A 14,856-nucleotide genomic window follows, 5' to 3' on the forward strand; every position below is an offset into this window, starting at 1 on the left:
GCGGCTTTCCCGCTACGATCGGGGCAGCTGTCGACTATCGAAGGTCGACCGATTTCGGGGGCATCGGTGAAATTCGCGCGCACATGGATCTTTCCCATCCTGCGATTGCTCGTCATAGCGTTGATAGCGGTGGCCCTCGTCAAGCTCGCGTTCTTCCCCGATGGCGCCGAGGCGAGCGACCCGGCTCAGCCCACGGGCCAGATCGTCGAACCGCAGATTCCCGTCGCTCTGGGCACCATCACGAACAACGTGACGCTCACGGCCACGGTGAGCGCCGATGCCGCGCTTCCCGTGAAGGCCACGGCCGTCGGCACCGTCGACGAGCTCTTCGTTGCAGCCGGCACGCCCGTTACCGCGGGCGACAAGATCTACGACATTCGGGTCGAGACCATCAAGGATCCGGTCGAAACAACGGATGCCCTCGGCCAGGTCACGATGACCCAGCCCAAACCGGTGATCACCTTCTCCAAGGTGCTCGCGCCGACCACGGGTGTGCTGAGCTCGCTCACCGTGATTCATGGTCAGGCGGTGGCGGTGGGCGATGCGACGGGACAGGTCGCGCCGCCGAGCTTCTCGGCGAGCGGTTCGCTCAGCCCCGACCAGCAGTATCGCCTGCAGACCCGGCCGACAGAGGCATCCGTTACCATCACCAACGGACCGGCGCCGTTCACCTGCACGGGACTCACTGTGAGCACGCCGCTCGCGGGCGCGGCAGCAGAACCGGCCGCCGGAGCGGACGGCCAGACCGGCGGCACAACGGTGACCTGCGCCATCCCGGCCGACGTGGTCGTGTTCTCCGGCCTGGCCGCCAAGATCACCATTGCGGCCGGGCAGGCCGACGACGTGCTCGTGGTTCCCACGACCGCCGTCGAAGGCTCGGCCGCGACCGGAGTGATCTGGTTCGTGCTGCCTGACGGCACGACGGAGGAACGCCCGGTGACGCTCGGCATGACAGACGGCACGAGCGTCCAGATCATTGACGGTGTCGCTGAGGGCGACATGGTGAATGAATTCGTCCCCGGCGCCGTGCCGCCGGCACCCGACGGGTGCATCACCCAGCCGGACGGCAGCGTGACGTGCATGGGCGGCGGGTACGCGCAGTGACACTGCTGCACCTCGAGGGAGTCACGAGAACTGTTGATCTCGTCGATGCCCCTCCCCTCACCATCCTCTCCGGCGTCGACCTCGACGTGGACGACGGCGACCGGGTGTCGATCGTGGGACGTTCGGGTTCGGGCAAGACGACGCTGCTGAATCTGCTCGGGCTGTTGGACAACCCCACGACCGGTGTGATGCTCTTCGACGCCCGCCCAGTGCAGTCGTTCTCGTCGGCCGAACGCGACCGCGTACGCGGCCGGCACGTGGGATTCATCTTCCAACAGTTCAACCTCTTGCAGGGCCGCACCGCGCTCGAAAACGTGATGACCCCGCTGCTCTATGCGCAGGGCCGCCAATTCTGGCAGCGCTCGCGCATCGCCGCCGAGATGCTCGAGCGCGTGGGCCTCGGTGACCGGCTGGGCACCATGCCCGACCGGCTCTCCGGCGGTGAGCAGCAACGCGTTGCCATTGCGCGTTCGCTCGTGCGTGGTCCGCGGTTGATCCTCGCCGATGAGCCAACGGGGGCCCTCGACCTCGAGACCGGCGCGGCGGTCATGGACCTCATCGACGAGGTCGCCCTCGCCTCCGGGGCCGCCCTCGTCACGATCACTCACGACCCGGCCATTGCGGCGCGAGCCACCCGACACCTCCGGCTCGACCACGGCGTCTTGCAGACCGCCCCGAACATTCCCGTGGCGGCATGAACCGGCTGATGACGAGCCTCGTCGGCTCCTTTGTGGAGGCCTGGCAGGAACTTCGCATCCACCGCACGCGTGTGATGCTCTCTCTGATCGGCGTGGCCGTGGCCGTCTGTGCGATCACGACGGTCGTGGGCCTCGGCGCCGTGGCCGAACAGGCCACGATCGAGCAAAGCGAGCGCCAGGGCGGGCGCCCGGCGAGCCTCGCGCTCTACGCCCAGATGAGCGACGGCACCGCGCCGCCCGAAGCGACCATGCAGGACGCCTGGACGAGTGTGATCGCCCGGTACAAGATCACCTACGCGAGCCGGGTAATCAACGCCAACCAGACCGTGCAGTTCACGGATGGCGCCGCGCCAGTGAACGTGATCGGCGTCGACCGGGAGTACGGTACCATGCACCGCATGACGCTCAGCGAGGGCACCTGGTTCAGCGAGCGCGACGCAGTGCGGCTCGCACCCGCGGTGCTCGTCAACTCGGTGTTCTACGACCGCATCGGCCGCCCAAACCTCGCGACCCACCCCACGACCACCCTCGTGGGGGCGCAGAACACGACGGCCGTGATCACGGGCGTCTACCCGTCGGCCACCTGGGACACGTTCCCGGCGATGTATATGCTCTACGACACGCTCGCGGCGCTGTCCGTCGACGCTCCAGTCGACCCGATGGGTTACGGTGCTCCGGCTCCGCAATACGAGATGTGGGTTCCGCCAGACCTCGCCGAGGAACTCACCGTCGCCGTGCAGCGTGACGTACAGGCCGCACTGGGCACCGGCGCCACCGCCCAGATCAACCGCCAGGACTACGCGAGCTTCAACGGCGACCCGTACCTTCCCCTCAAACTCATGGTCGGAGGGGTGGCGGGCCTCGTCTTGTTGCTCGGGGCCCTCGGCCTGGTGAACATCGCTCTGGTCACGCTCAAGCAGCGCATCAGGGAGATCGGCATTCGGCGGAGCTTCGGGGCGACCGCCGGGCGGGTCTTCTTCGCCGTGATGATGGAGAGCGTCGTGGCCACTGTGGTCGCCGGTGTGGTGGGCGTGATCGCCGCAGTGCTCATCGTGAAAAATCCGTGGCTGGAGGACCTCATCGGGCAGGGACAGGTCACCGAGTTCCCGGCCTTCCCTGTCGAAGCGGCGATCCTCGGCCTGGTCTGCGCCACCGTCGTGGGCGCGCTCGCGGGGCTGGTGCCGGCGCTCGTGGCCGTGCGGGTCAAAGTGATCGACGCCATCCGCTACTGAGTGCGGTGGATCGCGGCACAATATCTGGGTGAACGACCCCGATCCACTCCCCGCCGGCCCCGGTCGGCCCCGGCCGGTACCGGATTCCCTGCTCGACGCTGCCTTCTTCGTCTTCGGGGGAGTCTCGGCCGTCTGGCTCGCGTTCCTGCTCCGGCAGGAGGGCTTCACGCTCGGGCGGGGCTAGATCTGGTTCTCGGTGTTCTACTGGGTGATGCTCGCCTACATCCTGCTGCCGCGCCTGCACCGCATCCTCACGCGCATCTACGTTCCCGACTACTTCATCGGTCGCGCCCGCAGGACTTCGCGCACCAGTAGGAAGTGGCCGGCAGTCCCGGTCGGCGCCACCATGTGCGGTTCTGGAGGTGTCCGACGGGGTGGCTGCTTCCCGGCAGGCGGCGGGCCGACTGGCTGGCTGCGGGTACCTACGACCGAAGCATGGGCTTTTCGCTCTTCACGCTCCAGATCACACACAAGATCGACGCCCGAACGGACGTGGAACGAGACCATATCGTGGAGTCGGTAACGCACGGGAACGCCGTCGTTCGACTCACGACCATTCGGGACTTCTCCACGGAATACCACGCGCGCAACGGGGGAGGGGACGCCATCGAAACGGATGGCGACCTGCCGGTTCTCGACCTGCGTCTCGTTCGTCCCCTGGCCGGCTTCAACGCCCTGCCCAGCGACAGTCGGGATGCCCGCCCGGGGGCGACGATTCTCGGTGCCGTGCTTGTCGGGGGCCGGGCGCTCGTCGCTGGCGCGCTCCTCGTGACGCTGCTGCTCTCGTGGCAGGAGCTCACGACAGAGCGGGCCCCGAAGAAATAGCTGTGCTCTCGCTCGCCACCGCCGTGCTGGCCGGCTTTGTCGCTGCCGAACTCTCGCTCGCCGTGCTCGTGTTCAGGGGGCGCAACTGGGCCCGGGTCCTGGCAATGGCGCTGAGCGGCCTTGCCGTCATCGGCCAGGCGGCTGCCGTCGTGGAGGGAGGCCCCCGCATCAGCCTCGCCACGAATCTCACCGGGCTGTCGCTCGACGTGCTGTTGATCCTGGCCTTGTCGAGCGAACGGGCCCGTGTCTACGCCAAGCGCGGGCAGGGTCTCGGCCGTTCCGGGCCGACGCGCGAGGCCGGCTGAGCCCCCGGCGCGATCCTGGGACCAACCGCAGGTGCGCTGGGCGTGGGCTCACCGGGAACCGGCGGCGCACCGGTACCGTGGGAGCATGGCAACGAGCACAAAGTCGACCGGTCGACCCCGCAGCACCCCTGCACGGGGAGCACCGGCGCGCAAGCCTGCCGCCAAGACCCCGACCGCGAAAACTGTGAAGTTCACCGAAACCGAGGTGAAGCCGAGCATGGGCGCCCGCATGTGGATGGGACTCGCCCACGTCACCGGCGGCGCCGCGCGCGCTCTCGGCCCCGAGCAGCTGTCAAAGGCGGAACGACGCGATGGGCTGCCGTTCTTCCTTGTGCTGCTCGCCATCGCTGGGGCAGTGGTCGAGTGGTTCCTGATCAACAACGCTGTCGCGCAGAACTTCGACGCCTACACGTTCGGCGGGCTCTTCGGCCGCGTGGCCTTCGCCCTCCCCGTCATCATGCTGATCTTCGCGGTCTGGCTGTTCCGCAAACCGAGTTCTGTACACGACAACGGACGTATCGGCATCGGGCTGACCCTGCTCCTGGTGTCGGTGTCTGGACTCTGCCACATTTTCGGCGGCCAGCCGGAGCCGAGCGAGGGCATGAACGTTCTCGCCCTGTCCGGCGGCGTGATCGGCTGGATGATCGCTGCTCCGCTGATCATGCTCACCACCTCCGTGGGCGCGTCGATCGTGGTGATCCTGCTGCTCGTGCTGAGCCTGTTCATCATCACCAAGACCCCTCCGAACCGAGTCGGTGCCCGGTCGCGCGAGCTCTACACGTGGCTCTTCGGCGCCCAGCTCCCCGACGACGACGAGCGCGCGGCCAGCAAGGACGCCAGGAGCAACAAGACGGCCAAGACGGAGAAGATCGAGAAGACCGAACAGGTCGAGCTAGACGGCGTCGACGGCGACACGGGGGCCTTGCCCTGGTGGCGTCGGAACAACAGCCAGCGCGAGGTAGACCCCGACTTCAGCAGCGCCGTGACATCCGAAAAGGGCCAGGCCGACGACGACCACGCCGCCGACCCGCTCGGGGTGTTGCTGGGCGGGGACAAGTCCCGCGGCGGATTCGACACTCCGATCGAGAACGCCGCCGAAGGCGCCGCGACGGCTGCCGACGATCACTACGGCACTGAAGTCCTCGAAGACCTGCGCCGGGCGGAGCTGGCCGTCAAGCGGTTCACGGGCGAGATCGACCTCTCTAAGCGCGTATCCACCGGCCTGCACTCCGATGACCCGGCGGGCCTCACCGAGGTCATACCCGAGTACGCGGCGGCCGCCGGGCAATCGGAAACTGGCGAGTTTCAGGAGCAGAGCCAGCCGGAATCGAACGTTCCCTATGTCGTGCCGTCGGCAGCCACGCTCACCGCCGGGCCGCCGGCCAAGGCCCGATCGGCCGCCAACGACGTGATCGTCAAGTCGATCACCGAGGTGCTGCGCCAGTTCGGCGTAGATGCCAAGGTCACGGGCTTCTCGCGCGGTCCCACCGTCACCCAGTACGAGATCGAGCTTGGCCCGGGTGTCAAGGTCGAACGGGTGACGGCCCTGAGCAAGAATCTCTCCTACGCCGTCGCATCGAACGAGGTGCGCATTCTGTCGCCGATCCCCGGCAAGAGTGCGATCGGCATCGAAATTCCCAACACCGACCGGGAAATCGTCACCCTCGGCGACGTGCTCCGGTCTCCGGTGGCGACCAACAGCACTCACCCCATGACCATCGGCGTCGGAAAAGACGTGGGTGGCGGCTTCGTGCTCGCGAACCTCGCGAAGATGCCCCACCTGCTCGTGGCAGGCTCCACAGGCTCTGGTAAGTCGAGCTTCGTGAACTCCATGATCACGAGCCTGCTCATGCGATCCAAGCCGAGCGATGTTCGCATGGTGCTCATCGACCCGAAGCGCGTGGAACTCGCCGCGTACGCCGGCGTTCCCCACCTGATCACACCCATCATCACGAACCCCAAGAAGGCGGCGGAAGCGCTGCAGTGGGTCGTGAAAGAGATGGACATGCGTTATGATGACCTCGCGAGCTTCGGGTTTCGCCACATCGACGACTTTAACAAGGCCGTCGTCGGCGGTGAGATCGTTCTGCCGGTCGGCAGCGAACGAAAGCTCAAGCCCTACCCGTATCTCCTCGTCGTCGTCGACGAGCTCGCAGACCTGATGATGGTTGCACCGAGAGATGTCGAAGATTCGATCGTGCGCATCACGCAGCTCGCGCGGGCATCCGGTATCCACCTCGTGCTCGCGACGCAGCGCCCCAGTGTCGACGTTGTCACCGGCCTGATCAAGGCCAACGTGCCCTCGCGGCTCGCCTTCGCCGTGACGAGCGTGACGGACTCCCGAGTGATCCTCGACCAGCCGGGAGCCGACAAGCTCATCGGCCAGGGCGACGCGCTCTTCCTGCCGATGGGTGCCTCCAAGGCCATCCGCGTTCAGGGCGCGTGGGTGACCGAAGACGAGATCGAAAAGGTTGTCAAGCACGTCACCAACCAGGCGCGCCCCGACTACCGTCCGGACGTCTCCATGGTCGTGGCCCGCAAGGAGATCGACTCCGACATCGGCGACGACCTTGAGGTGCTCCTCGCCGCGGCGGAACTCGTGGTCTCCACGCAGTTCGGGTCCACGTCGATGCTGCAGCGCAAGCTGAGGGTTGGTTTCGCTAAGGCCGGGCGCCTGATGGACCTGCTCGAGTCCCGTGAGATCGTGGGACCGTCGGAGGGCTCAAAGGCGCGTGACGTACTCGTTTCGGCGGAGCAACTGCCGAGCGTGCTCGCCCGCCTGCGCGGCTCCGACGAGGAGCAGCACTCGAAGCAGGCCGCCGCGCCGGGCAACGAGCTGCCCGATCCGCGCTACGCCGACGACCCCGTGCACAAAATGTCACAGGGGTATCCTGAAGTAGAAGGCAGCTCTGAAGACGAAGATGCCTGGAATCTAACCGACAGGGACTGACTCGCATGGCGACACCGCACGATCCCCTCGTCCGCCCCAGCAACTGGAACGTACCCAACGCCATCACGGTCGTGCGCATCCTGCTGGCCCCGCTGTTCATCTGGATGCTCCTCGCCGACGGCGGTGCCGACGGCGCGTTGCGCTGGGCGGCCGCCATCCTCTTCATCGTTGCCATCGCCACCGACGGCATCGACGGCGCCATCGCGAGAAAGCACAATCTCGTGACGGACCTCGGCAAATTGCTCGACCCGATCGCCGATAAGATCCTCACCGGGGGCGCCCTGGTCTGCCTGTCCATCTTGGGAGAGCTGCCCTGGTGGGTCACCATCGTGATCCTGGTTCGCGAAATAGGAATCACGGTGTTCAGGTTTGTCATGCTGCGCGACCGGGTGATCCCCGCGAGTCGCGGCGGCAAACTCAAGACCGTGGCGCAATCCGTGGCGATCTCGACGGCGCTGCTGCCGCTCTGGCTCGTGTTCGGCGACGAGCCGATGCACTGGGTGAACACCGTATTGATGTCGATCGCGTTCGTGCTCACCGTCGTCTCGGGCATCGACTACCTTGTGTCCGCCTGGCGGGAAAATTCGAAACTCCGGAATTCTGCGCAGGGCCAGAGTGCCTGACCCTGCTCCGACCGAGGCGAACGCGAGCGACGACGCAACGGCCGAGCTTATCGCCGAACTCACGGCCGCCCATTACAGCATCGCCGTGGCCGAGTCACTGACGGGAGGACTTCTTGTGGCAGAGCTCGTGCGGGTACCCGGGGCATCCGCTGTGGTGAACGGGGGACTGGTCGCTTACAACTCCGAACTGAAGCGGACCCTGCTCGGTGTCGACTCGAGCGTGCTCAACGTGCACGGCCCTGTACACCCCGATGTCGCCAAGCTCATGGCGATCGGGGTGCGCACGACCCTGGCCGTGAATGGGGAACGGGCGTCCATCGGGTTGTCCACCACCGGTGTGGCGGGTCCCGGACCTCAGGGCGGGCACGAGGCCGGCACCGTCTACATCGGGTTGTCGAAGGGCACGGGTTCCTGGGCGATCCCACTCCAGTTGACCGGCGATCGTACGGCGATTCGGGCGGAGACCGTGACCAGGGCAATCGAGGCTGTGCGTGAGCTGATAGCCCGGGATACGGCGGAATAGATCATGTTACGTCTGGGTTACATCGAGCACATTAACAAGAAAAGTCCAGTCCCCCTCGATAGTCTCATGTTGTCGGAACCGCTAAGCGGCGTAAAATGTCCGATGAACTACAAACCGGTTCTATCGAGTACGTTGACAGGCAAAAGAAGGAGGTTCCGATGATTCTTGTTCGTCAGGAAATCGGCGATGTGCTCAGGGACTTCCGCCTGCAAAAAGGTAGAACTCTTCGACAGGTCGCAAGTAAAGCAAGCGTTGCGCTCGGCTACCTCAGCGAGGTAGAGCGCGGACAGAAAGAGGCCTCTTCGGAGATCCTCGCGTCCGTAGCGGATGCGCTTGACACCCCGATTTCAGTCATCATGCGTGAGGTCGGCGATCGACTCGCCGTCATAGAGGGGATCGATACGTTCCCCGACACCGTTCCAGACGATTTCGGGGCCGCCTACGACCCAGGATTTCTGGTTCGCTAAACCGATTCGACAACTCCAATCAACCGACGGATGCAGTGTGCTCAGAACGTGAGCGCACTGCATCTTTCGCGAAGGTAAGACGCTGGTTCTCGTTCGACGAAGGATGACGCATGCGATTGAGTGAATTTCGCCGCGCCCTGGGCGAGGAGTTCGGTGACGCCTACGGCCGGGTGCTCACGAGCGATCTGGTGCTCGCCGCCCTCGGCGGTCGCACGGCCCAGGAAGCCCTCGACGCTGGCGTGCCGGCCCGCGACGTGTGGCAGGCGCTGTGCGCCGAAACCGACGTGCCCGAAAGCCGTCGTCACGGCGCTGGGCGGCCCGCCGCCCGCGCCTAGCCTCCACGACCTCGGTGCGGAATTGGCTGGGGCACATTCGACACGATGCTAAATAGGTGACGTCAATCCTCGAAGACGTGTTCGGTTGTTGCTAAGCTCCTCAACAGAGGTGGTCGCGGCGTTTTGTCCACTGTTCGTCGTTCTCCCGGCCCAGTGTCGGAGGGTCGGCGTACAGTCACTCAACGTCAGCGATACTCAGCAATTGCCTTGTCGAAAGCGAGCACGGGGCGTTCCCGAAACCGCGACGACAGCCTATAGGCGCCGAAACGCACGACCGAATGCATCATCAGAGGAGACCATCATGGCATCAGCAGCAGATCGCGAAAAAGCGCTCGAAACCGCACTCGCCCAAATCGACCGCCAGTTCGGCAAGGGATCGGTCATGCGCCTCGGTAGCGACGAACGAGCGCCCGTCGAAACCATCTCCACGGGTTCCGTCGCGCTGGACGTGGCCCTCGGCATAGGCGGGCTGCCCCGCGGTCGGATCGTGGAGATCTACGGACCGGAGTCGTCGGGAAAGACCACGCTCACCCTGCACGCCATCGCCAACGCCCAGAAGAACGGGGGCATCGCGGCGTTCATCGATGCCGAGCACGCGCTCGACCCTGAATACGCCAAGAAGCTGGGCGTCGACATCGACGCCCTCCTGGTGTCGCAGCCCGACACCGGAGAGCAGGCGCTCGAGATCGCAGACATGCTTGTGCGAAGTGGCTCGATCGACCTCATCGTCGTTGACTCCGTAGCCGCCCTTGTGCCCCGCGCCGAGATCGAAGGCGAAATGGGCGACTCCCACGTCGGCCTGCAGGCGCGACTCATGTCGCAGGCGCTCCGCAAGCTCACCGGTGGGCTCAGCCAGACCAACACCACGATGATCTTCATCAACCAGCTGCGCGAGAAGATCGGGGTGTTCTTCGGCAGCCCCGAGACCACGTCCGGCGGAAAGGCGCTCAAGTTCTATGCCTCAGTGCGCCTCGACATCCGCCGTATCGAAACCCTGAAAGACGGCACTGAGGCCATCGGAAACCGTACGCGTGTCAAGGTCGTCAAGAACAAGATGGCGCCGCCCTTCAAGCAGGCCGAATTCGACATCATGTACGGCGTCGGTATCTCCCGCGAGGGCAGCCTCATCGACTTCGGTGTCGACCAGGGCATCGTCAAGAAGTCCGGCGCCTGGTACACCTACGATGGCGACCAGCTCGGCCAGGGCAAAGAAAACTCGCGCAACTTCCTGTTGCGCAACCCCGACATGGCGAACGAGATCGAACGTAAGATCCTGATCAAGCTGGGCGTCGGCCCTGAGGGCATCGCGGCCAAGGCCGCCGAGAAGGCGGCTCTCGCCGAGGCTGAGGCTGCCGAGAAGGCCAAGGCCGCCGAGCTGGGAATCACGGCTCCTCCGGTCGCCGTCAAGGCAGGCCGTAAGAGCGCCTAGGCGCCCCAAACCTCGGACGCAGCACACAGATCGACGACGAGAGACAGGTCACGGGAATGGTTCATTTTGTACCGGCCGATGAGGCAGACAACACCGCAGCACGGCCGGCGGGTGTTGCGCCCGTGACCTATCTTCCCGGGGCGGGGCCCGGCATGAAACGCCGTAGTCCCGTGGAGACGACGCCGCACGCTCGGGCGCGGGAGAAGACGGTCTTCGAACAGCGCGCCACGGAGCCCACAAGTGCAGAACCCACAAGTGCTGAGTTCGCGAGTGCAGCACAAGCACAGCCCGACGACGTGTCCGACGTGGACCCGGATGCCACCGAGCGGCGGGAACGCGCCGAAGAGGTCCTCCTTCAGCGGCTGCGTGCCCGCTCCCTGTCCCTGGTCGAGGCCTTCGCTGTGATGAAGGACCTCGACCTTGACGACGGCGAGGCGCACGACGTGATCGAGCGGTTCACGCTGCTCGCCTACCTCGACGACGACAAGCTCGCCGACCAGATCATTCACACCCACCACGTGCGCAAAGGCCTGGGGCGAGCGGGGGTAGAGACCGAGATGCGTCGACGCAAACTCGACGCGAGTATCATGCTCGACAAACTCGAAGAGCTTCCCGACGACGAGCTCGAGCGGGCCATCGAAGAGGGCACCAAGCGCATCGCGCAGCTGAGCCGGTTCGACGATCAGACCATCGACCGTCGGCTCAACGCGTTCCTGATGCGGAAGGGCTACAACTCTCAGATCGTGCGTGTTGCCGTCAAGGCAGCCCTCGACTCACGCAACGGTTCGTCCACGGTGCGTTTTCGCTGAACGCCGGTGCACGGGGGCTTTGACCTCACACACACAATGCCCGCGTAAACTGAAGCCACTATGAGTCTCACCAGTGCCCCCACGCTTGCCGCGCCCCTCGCTCACCGAACCGTGATTGCCCCTTCGGCGGCTGCGGTCGATGACGAGGGCCGGGCACGCACCTACGAGGTGCGCACCTTCGGCTGCCAGATGAACGTGCACGACTCCGAGCGACTGAGCGGGTCCCTCGAGGCCGCCGGCTACGTGTCCGCCGAGGGCGCGGAGGCCGACATCGTCGTGATCAACACCTGCGCTGTGCGCGAGAACGCGGACAACAAGCTCTACGGCAACCTCGGGTATCTCGCGTCGGTCAAACGTCGTCATGCCGGTATGCAGATCGCCGTGGGTGGCTGTCTGGCCCAGAAAGACAAGAACACCATTCTCGAGAAGGCGCCGTGGGTCGACGTGGTGTTCGGAACCCACAACATGGGTGCGCTCCCGAGCCTGCTCGAACGCGCCCGCCACAATGGCGAAGCCCAGCTCGAGATCCTTGAGTCCCTGGAGACGTTTCCGTCGACTTTGCCCGCGAAACGGGACTCCACGTACAGCGGCTGGGTGTCCATCTCGGTGGGCTGCAACAACACGTGCACGTTCTGCATCGTTCCTGCCCTGCGCGGCAAGGAAAAGGACCGCCGACCGGGTGAGATCCTCGCCGAAATCCAGGCCCTCGTCGACGACGGTGCCATCGAGGTGACCCTGCTCGGACAGAACGTGAACTCCTACGGCGTGGAATTCGGAGACAAACTTGCCTTCGGGAAGCTACTTCGCGCCGCCGGCAGGATCGAGGGGCTCGAACGCATCCGCTTCACAAGCCCGCACCCCGCGGCTTTTACTGATGACGTCATTGACGCGATGGCGGAGACGCCGGCCGTGATGCCTCAGCTGCACATGCCGTTGCAATCCGGATCCGATCGGGTTCTGAAGGCTATGCGCCGCTCTTACCGCTCCACGAAGTTCCTGGGTATCCTCGAGCGCGTTCGCGCTCAGATGCCGGACGCCGCAATCACCACCGACATCATTGTGGGTTTCCCCGGTGAGACAGAGGAAGACTTTCAAGAGACTCTCCGGGTTGTCGAGGAGTCGAGGTTCGCGACGGCGTTCACCTTCCAGTATTCGATTCGTCCGGGCACTCCCGCCGCGACGATGCCCGATCAAATTCCTAAAGAGGTCGTTCAGGACCGCTACGAACGACTGGCCGTTCTGCAGAACCGCATCTCCTGGGAGGAGAACCTGGCCCTCATCGGTCGCGAGGTCGAACTTCTTGTGTCCAACGGTGAAGGCCGCAAAGATTCCGACACCCACCGTCTGAGCGGCCGCGCGGCCGATAGCCGGCTGGTGCACTTCGACGTACCGGCCGGTTCCGCGCGTCCTCGCCCGGGAGACATGGTCACCGTCGTGATCACCGAGGCCGCCCCGTACCACTTGATTGCCGACTCCACCGACGAGGCGCCGCTTCGCATCCGTGCGACGCGGGCCGGTGACGCGTGGGACCGCGCCGAGGCGGAGGCCTGCGGGGTCCCCACCCACGGCGGCACAGCGTCGTCGAACGGCACGGTGTCACTCGGTCTTCCCACACTGCGCGTGGCTGGCGCGGGCGTGCAGAGCGGTTCCACGACCATTCCCATCTACGACGTGAATGACGAGGAGCGCTAGCGCGGTGTCGGCCACGCCCCGGCCTCTCGTCGTGATTGTCGGCTCAACCGGAACGGGCAAGTCGGCGCTCTCGCTCGACATTGCCGAACGACTGGCGGCTTCGGGACAATCCGGCGAAATCGTCAATGCCGATGCCATGCAGCTGTATCGCGGCATGGATGTGGGAACGGCCAAGCTGTCGGTGGCCGAACGCCGCGGCATTCGTCACCACATGCTGGATACGCTCGAGGTCACCGACGAGGCCACCGTCTCGAACTACCAGCGCGAGGCCCGGTTGGTGATAACCGACATCCTTGAGCGGGGTGCCGTGCCCATCCTCGTCGGGGGCTCCGGCTTGTATGTGTCGAGCGTTGTGTATGATTTCAGGTTTCCCGGCACCGACCCTGTTCTGCGCGCGCGGTTGGAGAGCGAGCTCAGCGAGCAGGGTCCCGGCCTCATGTACGCCCGCCTCATGGCCGTCGACTCGGAGGCGGCGCTTCGCATCGGTTCGAGCAACGGCCGGCGCCTCGTGCGTGCCCTTGAGGTCGTTGAACTGACCGGTGCCCCGCACGTTGCTTCACTGCCCGCCGACCCTGTCTACTGGCGTCCCGCCGTCACTCTGGGCCTTCGGGTGCCCCGGGAGGACCTCACACCCCGGCTTGATGCTCGCGTGGAGCGCATGTGGTCAGACGGCATCGTGGCAGAGGCGGAGAGCTTGCTGTCTGCCGGTATCGAGCGCGGAATCACCGCAAGCCGTGCGATCGGGTATGCGCAGGCGCTCGGCGAACTTCACGGCACCCTCACCCGGGCGGAGGCGATCGAGAGCACCCAACAGCTCACGCGTCGCTATGCACGGCGCCAGGTGAGCTGGTTCAAGCGTTACCCCACGCAGTGGATCGAGGCCCAGGCACCCGACCGCGTCGAGCAGGCTCTGCGCCACATCGCCAGCCCCCTCTAAACTGGGCAGATGGGCAATCTGAACTTCACCAAGGGACACGGCACCGGTAACGACTTCGTTTTGTTCGCCGATCCCGATGGGCTCCAGGAGTTGACCGCCGAGCAGATCCGCGCCGTGTGCGACCGTAAGTTCGGTGTGGGAGCGGATGGCGTGATACGGGCCGTGCGCTCGGCCAACCTTCCCGACGGCGCGGCGGCCCTTGCCGAGGATGACCACGCCGAGTGGTTCATGGACTACTCCAACGCCGACGGTTCTGTCTCGGAAATGTGCGGCAACGGCATCCGCGTGTTCACCCGGTACCTGCTCGACAACGGCCTGACAACCCTCAATCCCGGCGACACCCTCGCGATCGGCACGCGCGCGGGAGTGCGCGACGTGCAGCGCAACGCCACGGGCTACCAGGCCGACCTCGGACGGTGGCGGCTCGACGGCGGCGAGCCCCTCGTGCGAGTGAAGAATCTTCCGATCGCCCGTCCTGGGCTGGGTATTAACGTGGGTAACCCCCACGTTGTCGTTGCCCTCGCCGACGACGACGAACTCGACTCGGCCGACCTCACCTTCATCCCGCAGCTCGACCCGGAACCCGCAGACGGCGCCAATGTGGAACTCGTCGTGCCGCTCGAACCGCTCGTGGTGAACGGCGTGGGGCGCATCCGAATGCGCGTGCACGAGCGCGGCAGCGGCGAAACGCTCTCCTGCGGCACTGGTGCCGTTGCGGCCGCCCTGGCGACCCGGCATTGGGCAGGGGCCGGCGCACCCAACCAGTGGCGGGTCGAGGTTCCTGGCGGCGTTCTCGGCGTGCGAATGTTCCCCACCGAGGACGGCGAGCACGTGTCGCTCTCCGGGCCGGCGGAACTCGTCTTCGACGGAGTCCTCGCCCTCGGGTAACCTCCGCGCCGCTGTCGCGACGCGCGCCCGCTGCTGCGG

Annotated in this window: 16 protein-coding genes; all 16 read left to right on the top strand. The window is 65.6% G+C overall.

Annotated features, from left to right (window positions below):
• Window positions 1-66: 66 nt before the first annotated feature.
• Window positions 67-1,104, top strand: coding sequence for a permuted SH3 domain-containing protein (locus BJ997_RS04410; protein WP_035836447.1), 1,038 nt, complete (start codon window positions 67-69; stop codon window positions 1,102-1,104).
• Window positions 1,101-1,802, top strand: a complete 702-nt coding sequence (locus BJ997_RS04415; RefSeq protein WP_035836448.1) for an ABC transporter ATP-binding protein — start codon at window positions 1,101-1,103, stop codon at window positions 1,800-1,802. The genes BJ997_RS04410 and BJ997_RS04415 overlap by 4 nt, the downstream gene beginning before the upstream one ends.
• Entirely contained in the window at window positions 1,799-3,034 is a 1,236-nt protein-coding gene (locus tag BJ997_RS04420) for an ABC transporter permease (protein WP_236628930.1), read from the top strand. Before BJ997_RS04415 ends, BJ997_RS04420 begins: the two co-directional genes overlap by 4 nt.
• A gap of 28 nt (window positions 3,035-3,062) precedes the next feature.
• The gene (locus tag BJ997_RS21350) at window positions 3,063-3,218 is read left to right on the top strand and encodes a hypothetical protein (RefSeq protein ID WP_236628931.1); all 156 of its coding nucleotides are present in this window, start codon (window positions 3,063-3,065) and stop codon (window positions 3,216-3,218) included.
• Between the two features lie 164 nt (window positions 3,219-3,382).
• A complete protein-coding gene (locus BJ997_RS21355; RefSeq protein WP_236628933.1) occupies window positions 3,383-3,859 on the top strand; it encodes an LssY C-terminal domain-containing protein in 477 nt (158 codons plus the stop codon).
• Window positions 3,820-4,164 (top strand): hypothetical protein, encoded by a 345-nt coding sequence (locus tag BJ997_RS04430; protein ID WP_152602162.1) that lies wholly within the window; start codon window positions 3,820-3,822, stop codon window positions 4,162-4,164. Before BJ997_RS21355 ends, BJ997_RS04430 begins: the two co-directional genes overlap by 40 nt.
• Window positions 4,165-4,249: 85 nt before the next feature.
• Window positions 4,250-7,114, top strand: coding sequence for an FtsK/SpoIIIE family DNA translocase (locus tag BJ997_RS04435; RefSeq protein WP_035836449.1), 2,865 nt, complete (start codon window positions 4,250-4,252; stop codon window positions 7,112-7,114).
• 5 nt (window positions 7,115-7,119) lie between these two features.
• Complete coding sequence (gene pgsA, locus BJ997_RS04440) at window positions 7,120-7,737, top strand: CDP-diacylglycerol--glycerol-3-phosphate 3-phosphatidyltransferase (RefSeq protein WP_052542192.1); 618 nt, start codon at window positions 7,120-7,122, stop codon at window positions 7,735-7,737.
• On the top strand, window positions 7,730-8,260 hold the full coding sequence (locus BJ997_RS04445; RefSeq protein WP_035836450.1) for a CinA family protein: 531 nt from the start codon (window positions 7,730-7,732) through the stop codon (window positions 8,258-8,260). Before pgsA ends, BJ997_RS04445 begins: the two co-directional genes overlap by 8 nt.
• Window positions 8,261-8,418: 158 nt before the next feature.
• A complete protein-coding gene (locus BJ997_RS04450) occupies window positions 8,419-8,727 on the top strand; it encodes a helix-turn-helix domain-containing protein (RefSeq protein ID WP_035836458.1) in 309 nt (102 codons plus the stop codon).
• A gap of 110 nt (window positions 8,728-8,837) precedes the next feature.
• A complete protein-coding gene (locus BJ997_RS04455) occupies window positions 8,838-9,062 on the top strand; it encodes a DUF3046 domain-containing protein (RefSeq protein ID WP_035836451.1) in 225 nt (74 codons plus the stop codon).
• Window positions 9,063-9,363: 301 nt separating this feature from the next.
• Window positions 9,364-10,491 carry a recombinase RecA gene (recA, locus tag BJ997_RS04460; protein ID WP_052542193.1) on the top strand — a complete coding sequence of 376 codons (1,128 nt, stop codon included), beginning with the start codon at window positions 9,364-9,366 and terminating at the stop codon, window positions 10,489-10,491.
• Window positions 10,492-10,547: 56 nt separating this feature from the next.
• Window positions 10,548-11,300 carry a regulatory protein RecX gene (locus BJ997_RS04465; protein WP_084141184.1) on the top strand — a complete coding sequence of 251 codons (753 nt, stop codon included), beginning with the start codon at window positions 10,548-10,550 and terminating at the stop codon, window positions 11,298-11,300.
• Window positions 11,301-11,360: 60 nt separating this feature from the next.
• Window positions 11,361-12,992 (top strand): tRNA (N6-isopentenyl adenosine(37)-C2)-methylthiotransferase MiaB, encoded by a 1,632-nt coding sequence (gene miaB, locus BJ997_RS04470; protein ID WP_183323263.1) that lies wholly within the window; start codon window positions 11,361-11,363, stop codon window positions 12,990-12,992.
• Entirely contained in the window at window positions 12,976-13,929 is a 954-nt protein-coding gene (gene miaA / locus BJ997_RS04475) for a tRNA (adenosine(37)-N6)-dimethylallyltransferase MiaA (RefSeq protein ID WP_052542070.1), read from the top strand. The genes miaB and miaA overlap by 17 nt, the downstream gene beginning before the upstream one ends.
• Window positions 13,930-13,938: 9 nt before the next feature.
• Complete coding sequence (dapF, locus tag BJ997_RS04480) at window positions 13,939-14,817, top strand: diaminopimelate epimerase (protein WP_035835902.1); 879 nt, start codon at window positions 13,939-13,941, stop codon at window positions 14,815-14,817.
• Window positions 14,818-14,856: the final 39 nt, after the last annotated feature.

It is taken from the genome of Cryobacterium roopkundense, assembly GCF_014200405.1.
GTDB classification, from domain to species: domain Bacteria; phylum Actinomycetota; class Actinomycetes; order Actinomycetales; family Microbacteriaceae; genus Cryobacterium; species Cryobacterium roopkundense.

What these genes read in the sequence shown, in the direction of transcription:
- BJ997_RS04435 (WP_035836449.1), top strand. Translation starts at nt 4,250, where the DNA reads ATGGCAACGAGCACAAAGTCGACCGGTCGACCCCGCAGCACCCCTGCA.
- pgsA (WP_052542192.1), top strand. Translation starts at nt 7,120, where the DNA reads ATGGCGACACCGCACGATCCCCTCGTCCGCCCCAGCAACTGGAACGTA.
- BJ997_RS04455 (WP_035836451.1), top strand. Translation starts at nt 8,838, where the DNA reads ATGCGATTGAGTGAATTTCGCCGCGCCCTGGGCGAGGAGTTCGGTGAC.
- recA (WP_052542193.1), top strand. Translation starts at nt 9,364, where the DNA reads ATGGCATCAGCAGCAGATCGCGAAAAAGCGCTCGAAACCGCACTCGCC.
- BJ997_RS04420 (WP_236628930.1), top strand. Translation starts at nt 1,799, where the DNA reads ATGAACCGGCTGATGACGAGCCTCGTCGGCTCCTTTGTGGAGGCCTGG.
- miaA (WP_052542070.1), top strand. Translation starts at nt 12,976, where the DNA reads ATGACGAGGAGCGCTAGCGCGGTGTCGGCCACGCCCCGGCCTCTCGTC.
- dapF (WP_035835902.1), top strand. Translation starts at nt 13,939, where the DNA reads ATGGGCAATCTGAACTTCACCAAGGGACACGGCACCGGTAACGACTTC.
- BJ997_RS04450 (WP_035836458.1), top strand. Translation starts at nt 8,419, where the DNA reads ATGATTCTTGTTCGTCAGGAAATCGGCGATGTGCTCAGGGACTTCCGC.
- miaB (WP_183323263.1), top strand. Translation starts at nt 11,361, where the DNA reads ATGAGTCTCACCAGTGCCCCCACGCTTGCCGCGCCCCTCGCTCACCGA.
- BJ997_RS04465 (WP_084141184.1), top strand. Translation starts at nt 10,548, where the DNA reads ATGGTTCATTTTGTACCGGCCGATGAGGCAGACAACACCGCAGCACGG.